This window comes from Ferrimicrobium sp. (genome assembly GCF_027319265.1).
GTDB lineage: Bacteria > Actinomycetota > Acidimicrobiia > Acidimicrobiales > Acidimicrobiaceae > Ferrimicrobium.
The window spans coordinates 87,789-103,845 of the sequence record NZ_DAHVNP010000014.1 but is presented as its reverse complement, the minus strand read 5'-3'; the positions used below and the strand labels follow the sequence as shown (position 1 = coordinate 103,845).

The window sequence follows — 16,057 nt, the reverse complement described above, 5'->3', positions numbered from 1 at the left end:
GTGCTCCTTCCGCGACCGGAGTGATGATTAAGCGATGGTGGCGACCACGTCACCAGTACCCACGGTGTCGCCAGGCTTTACCCTGATCTCGCTGACGGTTCCTGCGCGCTCAGCGAGGATTGAGTTCTCCATCTTCATCGCCTCGAGCACGATCACTGTGTCCCCGACATTGATCTCTTGGCCTATTTGAACCGCTATCTTCACGACGGTGCCTTGCATAGGTACAGTGACGGCTCCAGATCCACCCCCTACCTTCGACGCAGGTCCCTGCGTGCGGGCTGCTCGTGGGGCAGGGGTGTCACGGCGCGGAGATGGCACGTTCGTTGGGGTCGGCGCAACCAGTTCAGAAAGGAAGAGCTTGACGGCAACCCGTTTGCCATTGACCTCGGCTACGACCTCGGTCGGCGTGGTGGTCTCCTCGGACGTGGCGGTAATGGGTGGAGCTGTCAGCGCACTCAAGTCCAACCGATCCTCAACCCACTTGGTGGAATGTTGCGCCGTGTGGAAGTCTGGGTGCTCGAGAATGGCGAGATCAGCGGGGATGGTAGTCGTGACTCCTTCGAGCTTGGTCTCACGGAGAGCGCGGATGGCCTTAGCGATTGCCCGCTCGCGATCAGGGGCCCAAACCACCAATTTCGCGATGAGATTGTCGTAGTACTGGCTCACTGCGTCTCCTGCCTCATAACCAGCGTCGGTGCGAATGCCAGGACCATCGGGGCGCTCGAAGCGCGTGATGGGGCCCGGAGAGGGGACGAAACGACCTCCTGATGGGTCTTCAGCGTTCAAACGGATCTCAATGGCATGGCCGTTGTGGCTGATCTGGTCTTGGGAGAGCGGAAGACGTTCGCCTGCTGCGATACGAAGCTGGAGCTCCACCAGGTCGAGACCAGTGACCGCTTCGGTGATGGGGTGCTCAACCTGGAGACGCGTATTCATCTCAAGAAAGTAAAATGCGCCGTCTTGGTAAAGAAACTCGACCGTTCCAGCGTTGCGATAGCCGCATGCGCGAGCGACCTTCACGGCCGCCTCGCCCATCTTGGATCGCATGTCATCAGGAAAATCTGGAGCAGGCGACTCTTCGATCAGCTTCTGATGCCGCCGTTGGCACGAACAATCGCGCTCGCCGAGCCAGAGAGTCGTATCATAGGCATCCCCAATGATCTGCATCTCCACATGGCGGGGCCAAGTGAGGTACCGTTCGACGTAACACTCATCACGCCCAAAGGCACCGAGTGCTTCTCGTTGAGCCGAGGCCAAAGCCTCGGCCGCCTCGGAGGCAGAGTTGACGACTCGCATGCCTCGGCCACCTCCGCCATAGGCTGCCTTGATCGCTAAAGGCCAACCGTGGTTCTCACCAAAGGCGACGATCTCATCGGCGCTTTTGAGGACCTCCGTGGTGCCAGGTACACCAGCGACACCGGCTGCCGTCGCGGCAATACGAGAAGAGATCTTGTCCCCCATGATCTCGATGGCTTCTGGTGGTGGACCAACGAACACAACGCCGGTGCTTTCGATCGCCCTGGCGAAGTCGGTGTTTTCACTGAAAAAGCCATAGCCAGGATGCACGGCTTGGGCGCCCGAACGTTGAATAATCTCCAAGATGCGTTCGGTGTTCAGGTAGCTGTCTCGAACGGTTGTGCCGGGCAGATTGTAGGCTTCGTCGGCGTAACGGACGTGCATCGCATCTCGGTCGGCGTCAGAATAGACAGCGATCGTCTTGATTCCCATCTCCTTGGCTGTCCGGATTACGCGAACCGCGATCTCTCCTCGGTTCGCTATGAGTAACCGCTCAAACACCTACGTCACCTTTCTTGCTTGCTTCGCCGTCACCGGCGCCGCTCTCCGAGGCTATCCCTGTCGAGGAAGCTTGGCTCGATCCTGTCCTCTAAGGTGCTGAGTAATGATCAGCACCGCCCCATGGCGCATAATCCTACTTGATGAGACCGACTCTACGAATCGCACGCTTTCAAACCTCTTTGCACGGGTCAGTACCCAACGTCTGGTCGTCGTGGCAGATCATCAACGGGCCGGCCGCGGCAGACGAGGTCGTGCTTTTCATGATCTTCCGAGGAGTACCCTTGCCTGCTCGGTATTGGTACGGTTGCCTCGGCGTGCTGAGGTCAATCTCCTTCCGATGGCCGTCGGTAATGCGATCGTCTTTGCGATTCGGGGCCTCGGGGTAGCGGGGGTGACCTTGAAGTGGCCCAATGATCTGATGGTAGGGGAAGCCAAGCTCGGAGGGATGTTGATCGATGGCATCTTCGATGGCTCGTCTCATCAGGTGGTCATTGGTCTTGGTGTGAACCTCACGGCCACCCCAACCCTAGAGGATGCTCGCAACCTTTGCTGTCTCAATGAAGCGATTGAAGGTGAACCGGCGGAGGATTTCTTCTCGCTGCGCGATTCCCTCCTTATGCGGTTCCTGGAGGAACTTGATGACCAACTGTCACAGCTCCTGCATGGCCACACCGAGCTCCTCCTCCAAACCTACCGATGCTGCTTGTCAACGCTGGGTCGTCGGGTGCAAATTCAGTACCCAGAGGAGATGGTGGTAGGATTAGCCGAAGATGTCGATCAAGAGGGTTGTTTGCTTGTCAGAACTGCGTCCGGTCAGGTTGCCGTTCATGTTGGTGATATCGAACATCTTGGAGTGGTGAATGATCGATAGTGTCTCATCGGGGTTGTGCTCGCGTAGTAGATCCGTCTCGAGGTCGGCATGGCTTGCTGTAGAGGGGACCGCGGCATTGGATAGTTTGGGTGCTCGAGTGCACCGGGATAGCCCTAGTCGTGGCTCTATATACAACAATGATGGCAGATACAGAGTGTTTGGGGAGCGGTCCCACGGTACTACTGGGTCGAGGTGGTCGCGATGATCGCCCTGGACGGAAGAGTCGTCGTCGGGCGTAGTGTCTTGGTGAGGGCTCATGCGCGTTGATGCGGTTACCTGGTAGAAAAGCGGCGTTGAGGTCGACGAGGATTGGACGAGGAGGTCGATATGTCAGTCGAGTTCGGTGAGGAACATCAAGCACTGCGTAAGGTGGTGGCTGATTTTGTGGATGCTGAGGTGTTGCCAAATGCTCTCGGCTGGGACGAACGTAGTGAGTTCCCTCTTGCGCAGGTGCTCCAGCTCGGGGAGCTTGGACTGTTCGGGATGATCTTTCCCGAGAGTTACGGAGGGGGAGGAGGCGACTTCACCTCATTGTGCATCGCGGTCGAAGAGCTCGCCAAAGGCGACTCATCGCTGGCTATCACCCTCTCTGCTGGTGTGGGACTCGGTGCGAATCCGATCTACGAGTTTGGCAATGAGGAACAAAAGCAGCGATGGCTGCCCGATCTTTGTGCTGGGAAAACGCTCGGTGGTTTTGGCCTGACGGAGCCTGACGGGGGATCCGATGCGGGAGCCACCCGCACAAGGGTCGAGCGCCAGGGCGAGCGATTCCTACTCAATGGGGCCAAAGCCTATATCACCAACTCAGGCACCCCTATCACGTCATTGGTGACCGTTACTGCTCGAGGAGAGGACGGGGTCTCGGCATTTATCATTCCTGCAGGGACGCCGGGCTTTACCGTTGAGCCTGCCTATAGGAAGCTCGGTTGGCACGCATCAGACACACATCCGTTGAGTTTGGCCGATGTGGAGGTTGGCCCAGAGTCCTTACTTGGCGAGGTAGGTCGTGGGTTTGCGCAATTCCTTGCCATTCTCGATGATGGGCGGATCTCAATCGCAGCACTCGCACTGGGACTAGCTGAGGCCTGTCTTCGAGAGTCGCTTGCCTATGCAGCGAATCGCAATGCCTTTGGAGGGCCAATCTCGCGGTATCAGGCGATCTCTTTTAAGTGCGCTGACATGGAGGTCGCTGTCGAAGCCTCGAGGCTGTTGGTCTACCGTGCGGCTTGGCTGAAGGATCACGGGCGGCCCTTCAAGCGAGAGGCGGCGATCGCGAAGCTCTATGCTACCGAGGCTGCGGTGTCGGTAGCCAGAGAGGCGACCCAAATCTTTGGAGGGGCAGGATTCATCGAGGAGTCTCCTGTGGCGCGCTACTATCGTGACGCCAAGATACTCGAGATTGGCGAAGGAACATCTGAGGTGCAGCGTCTTGTGATCGCCCGTTCGCTCGGTCTACCAACCTCTTAGGGGACGAGATGAAGGCGCTTATCCTCGCCGGAGGATCCGGGACTCGACTCCGTCCGCTGACACATACCGCCTCCAAGCAGCTGGTGCCGATCGCGAACAAACCCATCCTCTTCTACGGCCTCGAAGCGATAGCTGAGTGCGGCATTACCGATGTAGGGATTGTCGTGGGACACACGGCTAGCGAGGTAAAGGCCGCTGTTGGAGACGGCTCGGCTTTTGGTTTGAAGGCGACTTACCTCCCACAGGATGCGCCGCGTGGGCTTGCTCACGCAGTTCTCATCGCCAAGGATTTCCTCGGCGATGAGGATTTTGTCATGTACCTTGGCGACAATTTTCTTGTCGGCGGTATCACCGACATTGTGCACGGGTTCACCCTTCGAGACGTCGCAACGGCGGCGAGGATCTTGCTGGCGCGCGTTCCAGATCCTCGGAAGTTTGGTGTAGCTGAGGTCGCCAATGACGGTTCGGTACTGCGCCTCGTGGAGAAACCTGATCATCCTCCCTCCGACCTTGCCCTCGTTGGGGTCTACCTCTTCGATGCTCGTATTCATGAGGCAGTCGCCCAGATCGCACCCTCTGCGAGGGGTGAACTTGAGATCACTGACGCCATTAGCTGGCTGATCGATCATGGTCTCGGGGTGAACTCATCGATGGTGGAGGGATACTGGAAGGACTTGGGGGATCCTGAGGCGCTACTCGACGGTAACAGGATTGCGCTGATGGCGATTCGACCGTCAATCATGGGTGAGGTGATCGACTCCAAGATCGAGGGCCCGGTGGTCGTTGAGGCAGGGGCGAAGGTCGTCGACTCGATCGTTCGTGGCCCCGCCATCATTGGGCGCGATGTTGTTCTGCAGTCCAGTTACGTCGGTCCCTTTTCGTCGATCGGGGATCGATGTGCGATTCTCTCTTCTGAAGTGATGAACTCCATTATTCTCAGCGACTCTACGGTTGACACTGTCGGCGCAATCGAAGGTTCGGTGATCGGGAAGTTTGCCAAGATTTGTCATCGCAGCGAACGGCCCAGCGCCACCAAGCTCATCGTAGGCGATCACGCTCGGGTGGAGTTGCTATAGTCTGTGCTCGCAACGTTTCCCACCATGAAAGGCGAGGGCAGTGAAACTACTGGTCACCGGCGGCGCAGGATTTATCGGCTCGAATTTCACACGGTACTGGTCGACGGCCCATCCAGACGATGATGTTGTCGTGCTCGATGCGCTCACCTATGCGGGCTGTCGCGAGTCACTGGGGGATCTGGATGATCGCATCAGCTTTGTTCATGGTGATATCGGTAACACCGACCACGTCGTGGAGGTGCTTGATCGCTACGCCGTCGATGTCGTAGTGAACTTTGCCGCCGAGTCGCATAACTCTCTGGCTATCATCGATCCCGAGCGCTTCTTTCGCACGAATGTCACCGGGACGGTTGGTCTCCTTGAGGCTGCTCGGGCTTATGGGGGGCTGACACGGTTTCATCATGTTTCGACCTGCGAGGTGTATGGGGATCTTGATCTTGATGCCCAGGATGCATTTACGGAGGAGTCGCCCTATCGTCCGCGCACCCCGTACAACGCATCGAAGGCCGCGGCAGATCACGCGGTTCGGGCCTATGCGCTGACCTATGGCTTGCCGATCAGCATCACCAACTGCGCCAATAACTATGGACCCTACCAATTCCCTGAAAAATTGATCCCCCTCTTTACTGCGCTAGCCTTGCAGGACCAGCCATTGCCCCTCTATGCTTCCAAGGACAACCGGCGAGAGTGGATCCACGTGCTCGATCACGCGAGAGCTATCGATTTGGTGATTCATAAGGGGCACTCGGGGGAGACCTATCATGTTGGTACAGGTGACGAATATTCGATCGAGGAGATCGCTGATCGGATTCTTGTTGAACTAGGTAAACCCGATACACTCAAGACGACGGTTCCTGATCGCCCGTCGCATGACCGCCGTTATCTGTTGGACTCTTCCAAGATCCGTAATGAGCTTGGCTTCACACCATCCATCCCCTTCGACCAAGGGATCAGCGAAACGATCCAATGGTACCGTGGCAATGAGGGCTGGTGGCGTCCGTTGATGGGTCGTGCTCCAGTCCAGGAGTCGGCAGCCTGGCAGTCTCGATCGTGAGTCAGCTCCGCTTTGTCGTCTTTGGAAGTAATGGACAATTGGGCCAGCGGCTTGCGAGAAGGCTTCGCGAACTCGACCTTCCTGTAGAAGTCTTCGCGTTTACCTCCGCCGACATCGATGTACGCCAGCGAGCTAACGTCAATGAGGTCATCCGGTCACTCCGACCTGATTGGGTGGTGAATGCCGCCGCTTTCACTGCTGTCGATCGATGTGAACGAGAGCCCGATCTCGCTTTTGGTGTCAATGCATTGGCGCTTCGCTGGCAGGTAGAGGCCGCCGATGCCGTGGGTGCTCGGGTTTGCAACTTCTCAACCGATTATGTCTTCAATGGCCAGTCGGTTGAACCCTACCGCGAGTGGGATCGTGTCGACCCCCTAGGCGTCTATGGCCGCAGTAAGCTCGGCGGTGAGTGCGAGCTCCGTGTTGGGATCGATCTCAATATTCGGACCGCCTGGCTGATGAGCGCATCGGCCGGCAACATTGCATCTACCGTTGTCCGACTTGCCAAGGAGGGCTCTGTCCTCCGATTTGTCGGCGATCAAGTCGGATCTCCGACGGTCGCAGACGATTTAAGCGAGGCAAGCATTCAATTGATGCTGAGTGCGTGCACCGGTCACTTTCATGTCGTCAACGGTGGTACTGCATCGTGGTATGAGGTGGTGCGCTGGATCCTCACCTCGCTCGGACGGGATCTTGACCAGGTGGTGGAGATCAGCGCCGCCTCTATTGTTGACCGATATCCCGCCCCTCGCCCTGGTTACTCAGTGCTTTCAACGGCGACCTACAGCGCTGCGATTGGGCGTGCAACCGATGATTGGCATGATGCGGTTGAACGAGTCGTCCGAGAGCTTGATCTTCAGTGAAGACCACCGTTGCTGCCATCATCGTTCTCTATCGTTCAGGCTCGACCGATCTTCTTGTCGAGGAGCTCGCAGCCCAAGGCGTTGCCACCATCGTCCTGATCGATAACGGCGCAACGGAACCTGGTGAATGGACCTCAACCTTTGCGAACTGCGTTGTTCACAGGGTCGCATTTGGTCAGAATCTTGGTTATGGATTGGCTGTCAATCGAGGTCTCGCAATGATCGAGGAGTCGATGGTGTTGATCATGAATCCAGATGTGGTCCTACACACTGGAGCGGTCGATGCGCTTGTCGCCACTGCGGCATCGAGCGGCGCCGTGGGCGCTGTGGGGCCGAAGGTTTTAGATAGTGATGGTGGCCGTTACCCCTCATTTCGACGTTTCCCATCACTCTGGCAATCGATCCGCCATGGTGCGATTGGCTGGCTCGCCCCGGAGAGTTCTGCTACACGTTCGTATCGTATGAGCGATCTCAATCCAAGCACAGCCGTGACCGTACCCTGGATTTCAGGAGCTTGCCTGTTATGTCGCACTGATGTGATCCGTCGGGTCGGTGGTTTCGATCCGAAATACCATCTGTACTTGGAAGATGTCGACCTCTGTCGCCGAATGGCACTCTTTGGCTACCAGATTGTCTATGAACCTCGTGCGGTGGTGACCCACGTGGGCGGTACCTCGAGTAGCCAGCGGCGGTTAGGAGCCGTCGTTGAGCATCATCGGTCGATGGCGACATATGCCTCCTTGGAGCAGCGCTCAACCCTGTTGTTGTTCGCGGTGGAGATAGGCGTTGGACTACGTTGTGCCATGAGCGTGATACGGACGATCATCACGGGTACCGTGCGCAACTGAGGAATGTAAACAGCCCAGCCACGAGTCGTCTAACCCGTGCAACGGTATCCTTGGCTTTGGCCGAGCGGATGCGATGAACTCGAGCTGTGGGCAGTTCACGGGTTTCTCGGGCAAGTCTCGCCACCTTCGGTCCTGGACGGGCCACAAAGGCGGTAGCCTTAACCTGTTATGGCAAGCAAAGAGAGCGCTCGAAGAGTCGCAAGAGCACAAGCTTCAGGCCGTGGAGCAAAAGTTCGACGGCAGGTTCCAGTGGGGTTTTATTCCGCATTGACAGTTATTGTGGTCGCTGGTGTCGCAGTGATCGGCTATTCAAAGTACGAGATCGATCACCCGACGTCAGCAGCAACCGCTGCTGATCAGCCTGTGATTGGGACGACATGGCACACGGCTATCGGATTCGATGCCTGCGGCAAGTATTTGCCGGTACTGGCCAAGACGACCGATGTGAAAAGCGGCATCACGTCACTTGGAGATGGCGTCCTCACGGTTGCACCAAAGTCGAAGTCTGAAGAGGGAGCAAATGCCACGTTGGCGTTACTTCCCAAGGCAATTAGTGGGTTGACGGTAACAAAGGATGGCTTCACCCTGCCCGGGGGCAAATCGGTGAGCGCTACTGCGGGTTGCAGTGGTAAGTCTGCCACGTTTGGTATCTATGTCTGGTCGTCACTACTGGCTACAAAGCCAGTGGTCTATCGGAGTCTTGCGCAGGTGCGTCTCGCAAACGATCAAGTGATCACGCTTGGCGTGCTGCCCAAGGGTACGACTCCTCCTCAACCTCCGACAGCAGCGAACCTTGCATCGGTTGGGTCGAGTGCGACTACGTCGAAGTCCACGAGCACGTCGAAGTCCACGAGTACGTCGAAGTCCACGAGCAGTACTAAGTAGCAGGAGGGGAGATGCGAGCAGTCGTTCTCGTCGGTGGGGAGGGCACTCGCCTTCGACCGCTGACGTTTCATACTCCTAAGCAGATGCTTCGAGTGATTGGTTTCCCAATGCTGGAGCGGGTCCTGCATCGTCTTCGTGGTTTCGGTGTCGATGAGGTGGTGTTGTCGCTGGGATATCAACCAGACGCCTTCCGCCTGGCCTATCCGACTGGGGAAGCGGCGGGGGTTCGCCTAACCTATGCGATCGAAGAGGAGCCACTTGATACGGCAGGGGCGATCCGGTTTGCTGCAGAGAGTGCTGGCATTGATGAGACATTTCTCGTGGTCAACGGCGATATCTTGACCGACTTGGACGTAAAGGATTTGATAGATTTCCATCTCGATCGGCGAAGCCGTGCGACAATTGGACTGGTGCGAGTGGACAACCCTAGCCAGTTTGGGGTGGTGGTGAAGGATGAGCATGGGCGCGCCCTTCGTTTTGTGGAGAAGCCGTCGATCGAATCCGCTCCCTCACATGATATCAATGCGGGGATCTACATTTTGGAGCCGAGTGCCCTTGAGCTTATCCCTCAAGGCGGCAAAATGTCGATCGAGAGAGAGTTGTTCCCGCAACTGGTAAAACAGGGCACTCTCTTTGCCCGTGCGTATGAGTGTTACTGGCTTGATGCGGGTACGCCAAAAAACTATTATCGGGCAATTCGAGACATTCTCTTTGGTGCTCGGATGGGTGAGCTCGTTCCTCCGCGAGCCTGGTATCCTGCTCCGAATCAGCCGGAAGACGCTGTTGGGCATTGCTACTTTGGTTCTTCGGTCCAACTGAGTTCGGTTTCACGAGTCGTTGGATCTGTGATTGAGGACGGGGTAGAGATTGCAGATGGGGCCACGGTTATAGACTCAGTTGTCCTTGAGGGCGCGCGAGTGGGTCCGGGTTCCGTTATCCGAGGATCTATCGTTGGTGCGCATACGGTGGTTCCTGAGGATGTCCACCTCGATGAGCTAGCTATTGTCGCTGAGAGTACGGATCTTCATCCAGGCGACAGCTTGGTGGGCGTGGGACAATCATAGATGGTATCGTCTCCTGTCTTGGTGACCGGCGGAGCCGGTTTTATCGGTTCTCATCTCGTGGAGCGGTTGATCGATGCTGGTTACGAAGTCGATGTGGTCGATAATCTTTCGACGGGCTCCCTTGCCAATCTGCGCACGGCGCGAGGTAAGGGTGATCGTGGTTTACATTTCCACAAGCTAGATATTGTCGATGGTGATCTGGAGGCGCTGATGATGCGGCGCCAACCTGGGGCGGTGATCCATCTCGCCGCGCAGGTCAACGTGCGTGAATCCATGTTGGACCCTGTTGGGGATTTGACGACTAACGTCGTTGGTTCTCTCCGGGTCCTCGAAGCTGCACGACGCACCGGCGTTTCAAAGGTGATCTTTGCCACGAGTGCCGGTATCTACGGTGCGATAGCACCAAAGGATCTGCCTGTGCGCGAGGATATGCCCCATAATCCGGACTCCTTCTATGGTCTGTCCAAGGATGCGGTCCTCGCCTATCTGCGGCTCTTCCGGGCGAGCTTCGACCTCGAATACACGGCTCTCGTGTTGGCGAACGTCTATGGGCCGAGGCAAGGCATGTTGGCTGAGGGAGGGGTGGTGGCGAAGTTCGCTCAGGCCATCATCGCAGGCGAACAGGCCAGTATCCTTGGAGATGGAAGCCAGACTCGTGATTTCGTCTACGTCGAGGATGTCGTTGATGCGTTTTATCGATCCCTTGAGCAGGGAGGTGGTCTTACGCTCAATATTGCAACAGGAATCGAAACCTCGATCAACACGCTCCATAAGGAGATGTATCGGATTGCAGGGGGTGAGTACCGGCAGCCGATCTATAGCCAGGCCATTCCCGGCGAGATTTTGCGCTCAAGTCTTGATGCCAGGCGTGCTGGTTGGTATTTGAGGTGGCACGCGAGCACAACGCTCGAACGAGGTCTTGAACGGGTTTTTGAGTGGTATGAGGCCACTGTCACTCGGACCAGCTTCGGCTAACGGAAGAGATCGAAGTCGTACCCACGGACGACGTCGGCACCGATGCTCCCATGCCCCAGGTGGCTTCGGTCCACTCCTCTAACAAGAACAAATGGGGTACGACCGTCCTTGCGCTTAATGAGGTCAGCAGCACCGGCAATCTCGTCGGCGATGCAGATTTCAGTTGCCTGTAGGGTCATACCGTTGTGGTCCCGGGTCCCGCGTAGGTCGGCGATGGGTTGGAGGCCTGCGACACCGATAGCGACGTCGGTTACTCCTGATCGCCATGTACGGCCGAAGGTGTCAGTGATGACCACTCCAAGCTGAAGTCCTGTGCGATACTGCAACTGATGCAACAGGCGGAGTGCGCTTCGATCAGGGTCGACAGGCAGGAGCGTGACCGTACCTGGGTCGGTATTTGATCGATCGATACCCGCATTAGCGCAGACGAATCCGTGGTGCGTCTCGGTGATCGCGAGTGTCCCTCGACGACGGAGGATGCGACGGGATTCAGAGCGCACGAGCGCGTCAAAGCTCTCCTGATCGTCGTCATCGACGCTGACGACCTGCCCTTCGGCCTTTGAAATCACCTTTTGGGTGACCACTATGATATCGCCATCGGCGAGTTCAAAGTCTCGGACGATCAGAGCTGCGAGATCAGTTCCCTCCACGATCTCCTCGTCGAGCGGATTGGTAAAGAGCTGGAGCCTGAGCTGATTCATCGAGCTCCAACCGCGAATTGGGCTAGGTTGACGGCAGCGTCGAGATCAGTCATAAGCGTTTGGGTGCTCAGGCAGGCCAGACCGCCGGCGCGGATCGATTCGACGAGGTGTGCATCGGCCGTGTCGACGATGAAAACACTTGCGACCTCCTGGTAGAGCTGTGCAACGGTCCGTGCATCGTGCTGGGTCATGAGTGAGTCGAGTATTTCTGCAAGTGGCCCCTTGACTGCTTCGCCGGCAATAATCGGAGAGATTGCGACGACAGCTCCCTCGCTGGCCCGTCGCTGCAGCTGGTCACTGATACCCCTTAACGCGAGGATTGGCCCGATAGAGAGTATGGGATTTGATGGAGCAATGATGATCCGACGTGCTGTGTCAAGAGCGCGTGTGACGTCCGAACTCGGCTTTGCGGTGTTGATATGGTCGTATCGCACCCGCAACACCCGCGGCTGGTGATGGTAGCGAACAAAATACTCCTGGAAATCGAGTTCGACAATCTGATCGCCTTGATTCTCTTTCGATGGGAGCTGAGCGAGGACCTTGGTGGCGACCTCGTCGTTCGTCATCGGTAAGACGGTGAGGTCGACGTTCAAATGCTGGACGATCTCCGCGGTGACTTGGGTGAGACTGGCGCCCTCAGCGAGTCGCTGTGTTCGAAACATGTGGAGACCAATGTCGCGGTCTCCAAGGGTAAACCACGGATCATCTCCGAGGCGCTGCAGCGAGGCCCGGGCGTGAAAGCTCTCATCTTGGAGACCCCAACCAGTCTCCGGATTCACGAGATTAGCCAGTGTGTAGACGATGGTGTCGAGGTCCGGGGAGATGTGGAGACCATAGTGCACCCAGTCGTCACCAGTGTTGACGATCGCGACAATCTCCTCTTGGAGCCCGGCATTGGTGAGACCTCGTAAAAACTTGGCAGCTCCAACTCCACCGGCGAGTACCGCAATCAAAACTCTCGATCTCCTTAACGCTTTGCCCAAGCCTCAACGTACACCACTTGGTCACTCGACGCCCATTCTATCGATCGACCAAGGGGTAATTGGGCACCTCGCTGCGCGATCGACGATGAAGGGAACCGCCTGGGTCAATCGCTACTAGCGTTGTTGTTCGATAGGGATGGGTTCGTGACAGCGCTCCTCTGTGTTTGGGAGCCGGTCCGTGAAGACGTGGAGGTAGGTCGTCCGAGTAGCAATTGAGCTCACAGCGATCGTAGGACAGCGTAGTGGTATCGGAGAGTTCGCTTATCACATGGCGGAGTCAGTGGGGTCTCACGTCGAAGCAGCAGGTTTTATGGTCTCGCTCCGTCGGCACGGCCAACTTCGGCAGGCCTTGCCGACCGGGGTTGCCTACTTGAACCTTGCGCTCCCCGCACGACCGCTGCTCGCTTCGTGGCAGCGGTGGTATCGGCCAGACCTTCGGGGCCTCTTTCGTGGGTTTGATGTCATCCATGGAACCAACTTTGTGGTCCCTCCTGTACGGGGCAAAGCAACGATCGTGACCGTCCATGATTTGGCTCCACTTCTCTATCCACATCTCTGTCGCCCAGAGGTGCTCGTGTTTCCGACGTTGGTGCGCCACGCGGTCGAGTCAGGATCGTTTGTGCACACGCCCTCCGAGTTCGTGCGTGGACAGGTACTGGATTACTTCGGTATTGCGCCCGATCGCGTTGTTGCGATCGGGCATGGCGTGACACCACTTCGCGCACAACCATCGATTCCACCCATCGCCACGGAGTTGGCGGGACACCCGTACATCCTCGCTTTATCGACGCTTGAGCCGCGAAAAGGCTTAAGATATCTCGTTCAGGCCTTCGCCGAGCTTGCTCCGCGCTACCCGGATCTTCGCCTCGTGCTGACGGGGCAGTCTGGCTGGGGCTTGGATGAGTTGCTCGCCAATCTGGGGGCGTCAGTCTTGGCCGAACGGATCTTGTTGCCGGGTTATGTTTCGGAGGATGCGCGTTCATGGTTGCTCCGCAATGCCCAAGTCTTTGCGTACCCAAGCCTGTATGAGGGTTTTGGGTTGCCGCCACTGGAGGCGATGAGCGTGGGTACTCCTGTGGTCACAACGACTGCTGGCGCCATCACAGAGGTCGTTGGTGATGGGGCGATCACGGTTGCGCCGCGTTCTGCCGATGAACTGGCATCTGCCCTCATCAGGGTGATCGAGGACAAAGAGCTCCGTGAATCGTTGATTGAGCGGGGACACAGCCGAGCAGCACGCTTTTCTTGGGATCGAAGTGGGGAGCAGATGGCAGCATTGTACGCAAGGGTCCTACGATGACGAGTTCAGGACTGTTGCTGGTGGATCAGCTTGCCAGACCCGTATCGGGCGGTATTGGGGTCTATATTACGGGGGTACTCCAGGGCTTAGGCCAACTCGGAATGGATCGGCAGCTTGCGCTGCTTACCTCGCGCACCTCTGTCGACATTGGTCCATCCTCGTGGCTTGGTACCCGTGTCCAGACACCCTTTGATTATCGCCTCCAGCAGCGTCTCTGGGACTTTGGTTGGGGTGTCCCACGGGGAAACTGGTCCTTCTATCACGCATTTTCCCTTGGTGGGCCCTTGCTGAGAATGGACATGCCTCAGGTGGTGTCGGTCTATGATCTACTGTTTCGTTCAGAGAAGGAGACGTTTCCTCCGCGAGCAAGGGCCTGGCATGAAAGGCGCTTCGCTCAGGTGGTTGCGAGCGACGCACGGGTGGTGACGTTAGCTACGGAGACAGTCAAACTGCTCGTAGAGGCTGGTGTTGCGGCGGAGCGCATCGTGGTCATACCTCCCGGAGTTGATCATGTTCCACCTGCCGACACCGTAGCGACAGCAAAATTGCTGGACGATCTTGGCATTGCGGGACGTTACCTGATGGTGCTCGGCACGGTTGAGCCACGGAAGAATCTGCCGCGTATCCTCAAGGCCTATCAACAGTATCGGTCAACGGCATTCGATCCGGTTCCGCTAGTCATCGTCGGCCCGAAGGGTTGGGGTCCAGAGATCGTGCCGCCTCGAGGAGCGTTCATCGTTGGTAGCGTCTCAAGTGGAGTAGTTGCGGGGCTGCTTGCTCGCGCTCTCGCCTTGGTCTACGTGCCGCTGCAGGAGGGTTTTGGTCTCCCAGTCATCGAGGCGTTGGCCGCGGCGGTTCCAGTCGTCACCGCAGAGAATATTCCCGCTGCCCACTTTGGGGGCCTGGGTGTTGAGTCCCATGATGTCGATGCCATCGCACAGGCTATGGAGCAGATCACGAGTGATGATCCATTGCGTTCCCAACTTGTTACTCATGGGTTACTCGCAGTTGAGGGGCTATCCTGGTTGGTGGCCGCCCAGCAACATCTTCGATTATGGGAGGAGCTAACAGCGTGAACCCAGTGGCTATCGATGCGACGTCTATCTCTGGTGACCCCACGGGAGTGGGACGTTATGCGAAGGAACTCGTCGCTGCTATGTACCAACTTGAGGATCGCCCTCCCATCTCACTCCTGACGACTCGTGCGTCGCTGCGTCTCTTTGCTCTCCCTCCAAGAGGAAACTACGAAAACCTCATTGCTGCTCCAAATAGTCGTCCTCTTCGGCTGCTCTACCAGGAGCGGAGTCTTGGCTCTATCGCGATCAAAGGTGGTGCCCGTGTCTTTCACGGCCTTCACTATCAAGTTCCAGCCGCCCGTCACAAGCTGCGAGTGATCTCAACGATTCATGACCTCACCTTCTTTGACAACCCTGAGTGGCACGAGCCGGCCAAAGTGCGTTACTTCCAGCGGGCCATCCGGCTGGCGGTGAAGCGCTCTGATGCTTTGATCGTTCCGTCGCAAGCGACCGCTGATCGTTTACGTAACCATTTCCCCACAACCCCTCCTATCCATGTGATCTATCATGGGGTTGATCCGCTGCTCATTCCAGAGCACGGTGGCGATGAGGATGACGCAGTAGAACTCTGCTCGCTCGGGACCATAGAGCCACGGAAGAATCTTGCTCGGGTACTCCAAGCCTTTGACAAGGTCGCCGATCAATATCCGAATTGGCGGCTCCGCATCATCGGTAAGCGAGGTTGGAAGACCAGTGATTTCGATGCGGCCCTAGACGCGATGCGGAATCGGTCGTGCGTGAGTATCGAGGGCTACCTTGATGAAAAGGAGCTGCGACGAGCACTGCGGCGAGCGCGGGCGATGATCTATGTCTCCAATGCTGAGGGTTTTGGTCTCCCAGTTTTAGAGGCGTTAGCCTCCGGTCTCAATGTCGTTACCAGTAACAAGTCGGCGATGGCTGAGGTGGCGGGAGAGTATGCGTGGCTGGCCGACCCTGACGATGTCGATGCGATCGCGCACGGTATTGAAATGGCGGCGCTGACTTCGCGTACACCAGATGAGATAGAACGGCAGGTGAATTGGGCACGAAGCTTCACATGGGAGCGCGCTGCGCGGGAAACGACCTCGCTCTATTGTCGCCTGCTCGAGGCTTGAAAG

General features: G+C 57.3%; 15 protein-coding genes. 12 read left to right on the top strand and 3 right to left on the bottom strand.

All coding sequences use genetic code 11. The annotated features are described in order from the left end of the window. Window positions 1-27: 27 nt before the first annotated feature. Entirely contained in the window at window positions 28-1,797 is a 1,770-nt protein-coding gene (locus M7439_RS01685) for a biotin carboxylase N-terminal domain-containing protein (protein WP_298345625.1), read from the bottom strand. 103 nt (window positions 1,798-1,900) lie between these two features. Between M7439_RS01685 and M7439_RS01680 the strand changes: the two genes are divergently transcribed. From M7439_RS01680 to M7439_RS01640, 9 genes are all read left to right on the top strand, one after another. Next, window positions 1,901-2,668 (top strand): biotin--[acetyl-CoA-carboxylase] ligase, encoded by a 768-nt coding sequence (locus M7439_RS01680; protein ID WP_298345628.1) that lies wholly within the window; start codon window positions 1,901-1,903, stop codon window positions 2,666-2,668. Window positions 2,669-2,995: 327 nt separating this feature from the next. Continuing rightward, entirely contained in the window at window positions 2,996-4,135 is a 1,140-nt protein-coding gene (locus tag M7439_RS01675) for an acyl-CoA dehydrogenase family protein (RefSeq protein ID WP_298345631.1), read from the top strand. An 8-nt stretch (window positions 4,136-4,143) separates the two neighbouring features. Beyond that, window positions 4,144-5,211, top strand: a complete 1,068-nt coding sequence (locus M7439_RS01670) for a glucose-1-phosphate thymidylyltransferase (RefSeq protein ID WP_298345634.1) — start codon at window positions 4,144-4,146, stop codon at window positions 5,209-5,211. Window positions 5,212-5,251: 40 nt separating this feature from the next. Further along, window positions 5,252-6,265: a dTDP-glucose 4,6-dehydratase gene (gene rfbB, locus M7439_RS01665; RefSeq protein WP_298349474.1), complete on the top strand. Its 1,014-nt coding sequence runs from the start codon at window positions 5,252-5,254 to the stop codon at window positions 6,263-6,265. Continuing rightward, complete coding sequence (gene rfbD / locus M7439_RS01660; RefSeq protein ID WP_298345641.1) at window positions 6,262-7,128, top strand: dTDP-4-dehydrorhamnose reductase; 867 nt, start codon at window positions 6,262-6,264, stop codon at window positions 7,126-7,128. Before rfbB ends, rfbD begins: the two co-directional genes overlap by 4 nt. Then, on the top strand, window positions 7,125-7,976 hold the full coding sequence (locus M7439_RS01655; RefSeq protein ID WP_298345644.1) for a glycosyltransferase family 2 protein: 852 nt from the start codon (window positions 7,125-7,127) through the stop codon (window positions 7,974-7,976). The genes rfbD and M7439_RS01655 overlap by 4 nt, the downstream gene beginning before the upstream one ends. A gap of 168 nt (window positions 7,977-8,144) precedes the next feature. Continuing rightward, the gene (locus tag M7439_RS01650) at window positions 8,145-8,861 is read left to right on the top strand and encodes a hypothetical protein (RefSeq protein WP_298345647.1); all 717 of its coding nucleotides are present in this window, start codon (window positions 8,145-8,147) and stop codon (window positions 8,859-8,861) included. Window positions 8,862-8,872: 11 nt separating this feature from the next. Continuing rightward, on the top strand, window positions 8,873-9,925 hold the full coding sequence (locus M7439_RS01645; RefSeq protein ID WP_298345649.1) for an NDP-sugar synthase: 1,053 nt from the start codon (window positions 8,873-8,875) through the stop codon (window positions 9,923-9,925). After that, complete coding sequence (locus M7439_RS01640; protein WP_298345652.1) at window positions 9,926-10,900, top strand: NAD-dependent epimerase/dehydratase family protein; 975 nt, start codon at window positions 9,926-9,928, stop codon at window positions 10,898-10,900. It abuts the gene before it with no gap. Here the strand turns inward: M7439_RS01640 and cofE are convergent. Together cofE and cofD are read right to left on the bottom strand one after the other, a co-directional pair. After that, entirely contained in the window at window positions 10,897-11,601 is a 705-nt protein-coding gene (gene cofE, locus M7439_RS01635) for a coenzyme F420-0:L-glutamate ligase (RefSeq protein ID WP_298345655.1), read from the bottom strand. The two genes, M7439_RS01640 and cofE, sit on opposite strands and share 4 nt — an antisense overlap. After that, complete coding sequence (gene cofD, locus M7439_RS01630; protein WP_298345658.1) at window positions 11,598-12,554, bottom strand: 2-phospho-L-lactate transferase; 957 nt, start codon at window positions 12,552-12,554, stop codon at window positions 11,598-11,600. Before cofD ends, cofE begins: the two co-directional genes overlap by 4 nt. Before the next feature lie 310 nt (window positions 12,555-12,864). Between cofD and M7439_RS01625 the strand changes: the two genes are divergently transcribed. From M7439_RS01625 to M7439_RS01615, 3 genes are read left to right on the top strand one after another with little or no spacing between them, the layout of a single operon-like run. Continuing rightward, window positions 12,865-13,884 (top strand): glycosyltransferase family 1 protein, encoded by a 1,020-nt coding sequence (locus tag M7439_RS01625; RefSeq protein ID WP_298345661.1) that lies wholly within the window; start codon window positions 12,865-12,867, stop codon window positions 13,882-13,884. Further along, entirely contained in the window at window positions 13,881-14,960 is a 1,080-nt protein-coding gene (locus M7439_RS01620) for a glycosyltransferase family 1 protein (RefSeq protein ID WP_298345664.1), read from the top strand. The genes M7439_RS01625 and M7439_RS01620 overlap by 4 nt, the downstream gene beginning before the upstream one ends. After that, window positions 14,957-16,054, top strand: coding sequence for a glycosyltransferase family 1 protein (locus tag M7439_RS01615; protein ID WP_298345667.1), 1,098 nt, complete (start codon window positions 14,957-14,959; stop codon window positions 16,052-16,054). Before M7439_RS01620 ends, M7439_RS01615 begins: the two co-directional genes overlap by 4 nt. Window positions 16,055-16,057 lie beyond the last annotated feature (3 nt).

Excerpts from the sequence above, each read along its gene's own strand:
- M7439_RS01680 (WP_298345628.1), top strand. The coding sequence starts at position 1,901 with ATGATCAGCACCGCCCCATGGCGCATAATCCTACTTGATGAGACCGAC.
- M7439_RS01675 (WP_298345631.1), top strand. The coding sequence starts at position 2,996 with ATGTCAGTCGAGTTCGGTGAGGAACATCAAGCACTGCGTAAGGTGGTG.
- M7439_RS01670 (WP_298345634.1), top strand. The coding sequence starts at position 4,144 with ATGAAGGCGCTTATCCTCGCCGGAGGATCCGGGACTCGACTCCGTCCG.
- M7439_RS01650 (WP_298345647.1), top strand. The coding sequence starts at position 8,145 with ATGGCAAGCAAAGAGAGCGCTCGAAGAGTCGCAAGAGCACAAGCTTCA.
- M7439_RS01645 (WP_298345649.1), top strand. The coding sequence starts at position 8,873 with ATGCGAGCAGTCGTTCTCGTCGGTGGGGAGGGCACTCGCCTTCGACCG.
- M7439_RS01640 (WP_298345652.1), top strand. The coding sequence starts at position 9,926 with ATGGTATCGTCTCCTGTCTTGGTGACCGGCGGAGCCGGTTTTATCGGT.
- cofE (WP_298345655.1), bottom strand. The coding sequence starts at position 11,601 with ATGAATCAGCTCAGGCTCCAGCTCTTTACCAATCCGCTCGACGAGGAG.
- M7439_RS01620 (WP_298345664.1), top strand. The coding sequence starts at position 13,881 with ATGACGAGTTCAGGACTGTTGCTGGTGGATCAGCTTGCCAGACCCGTA.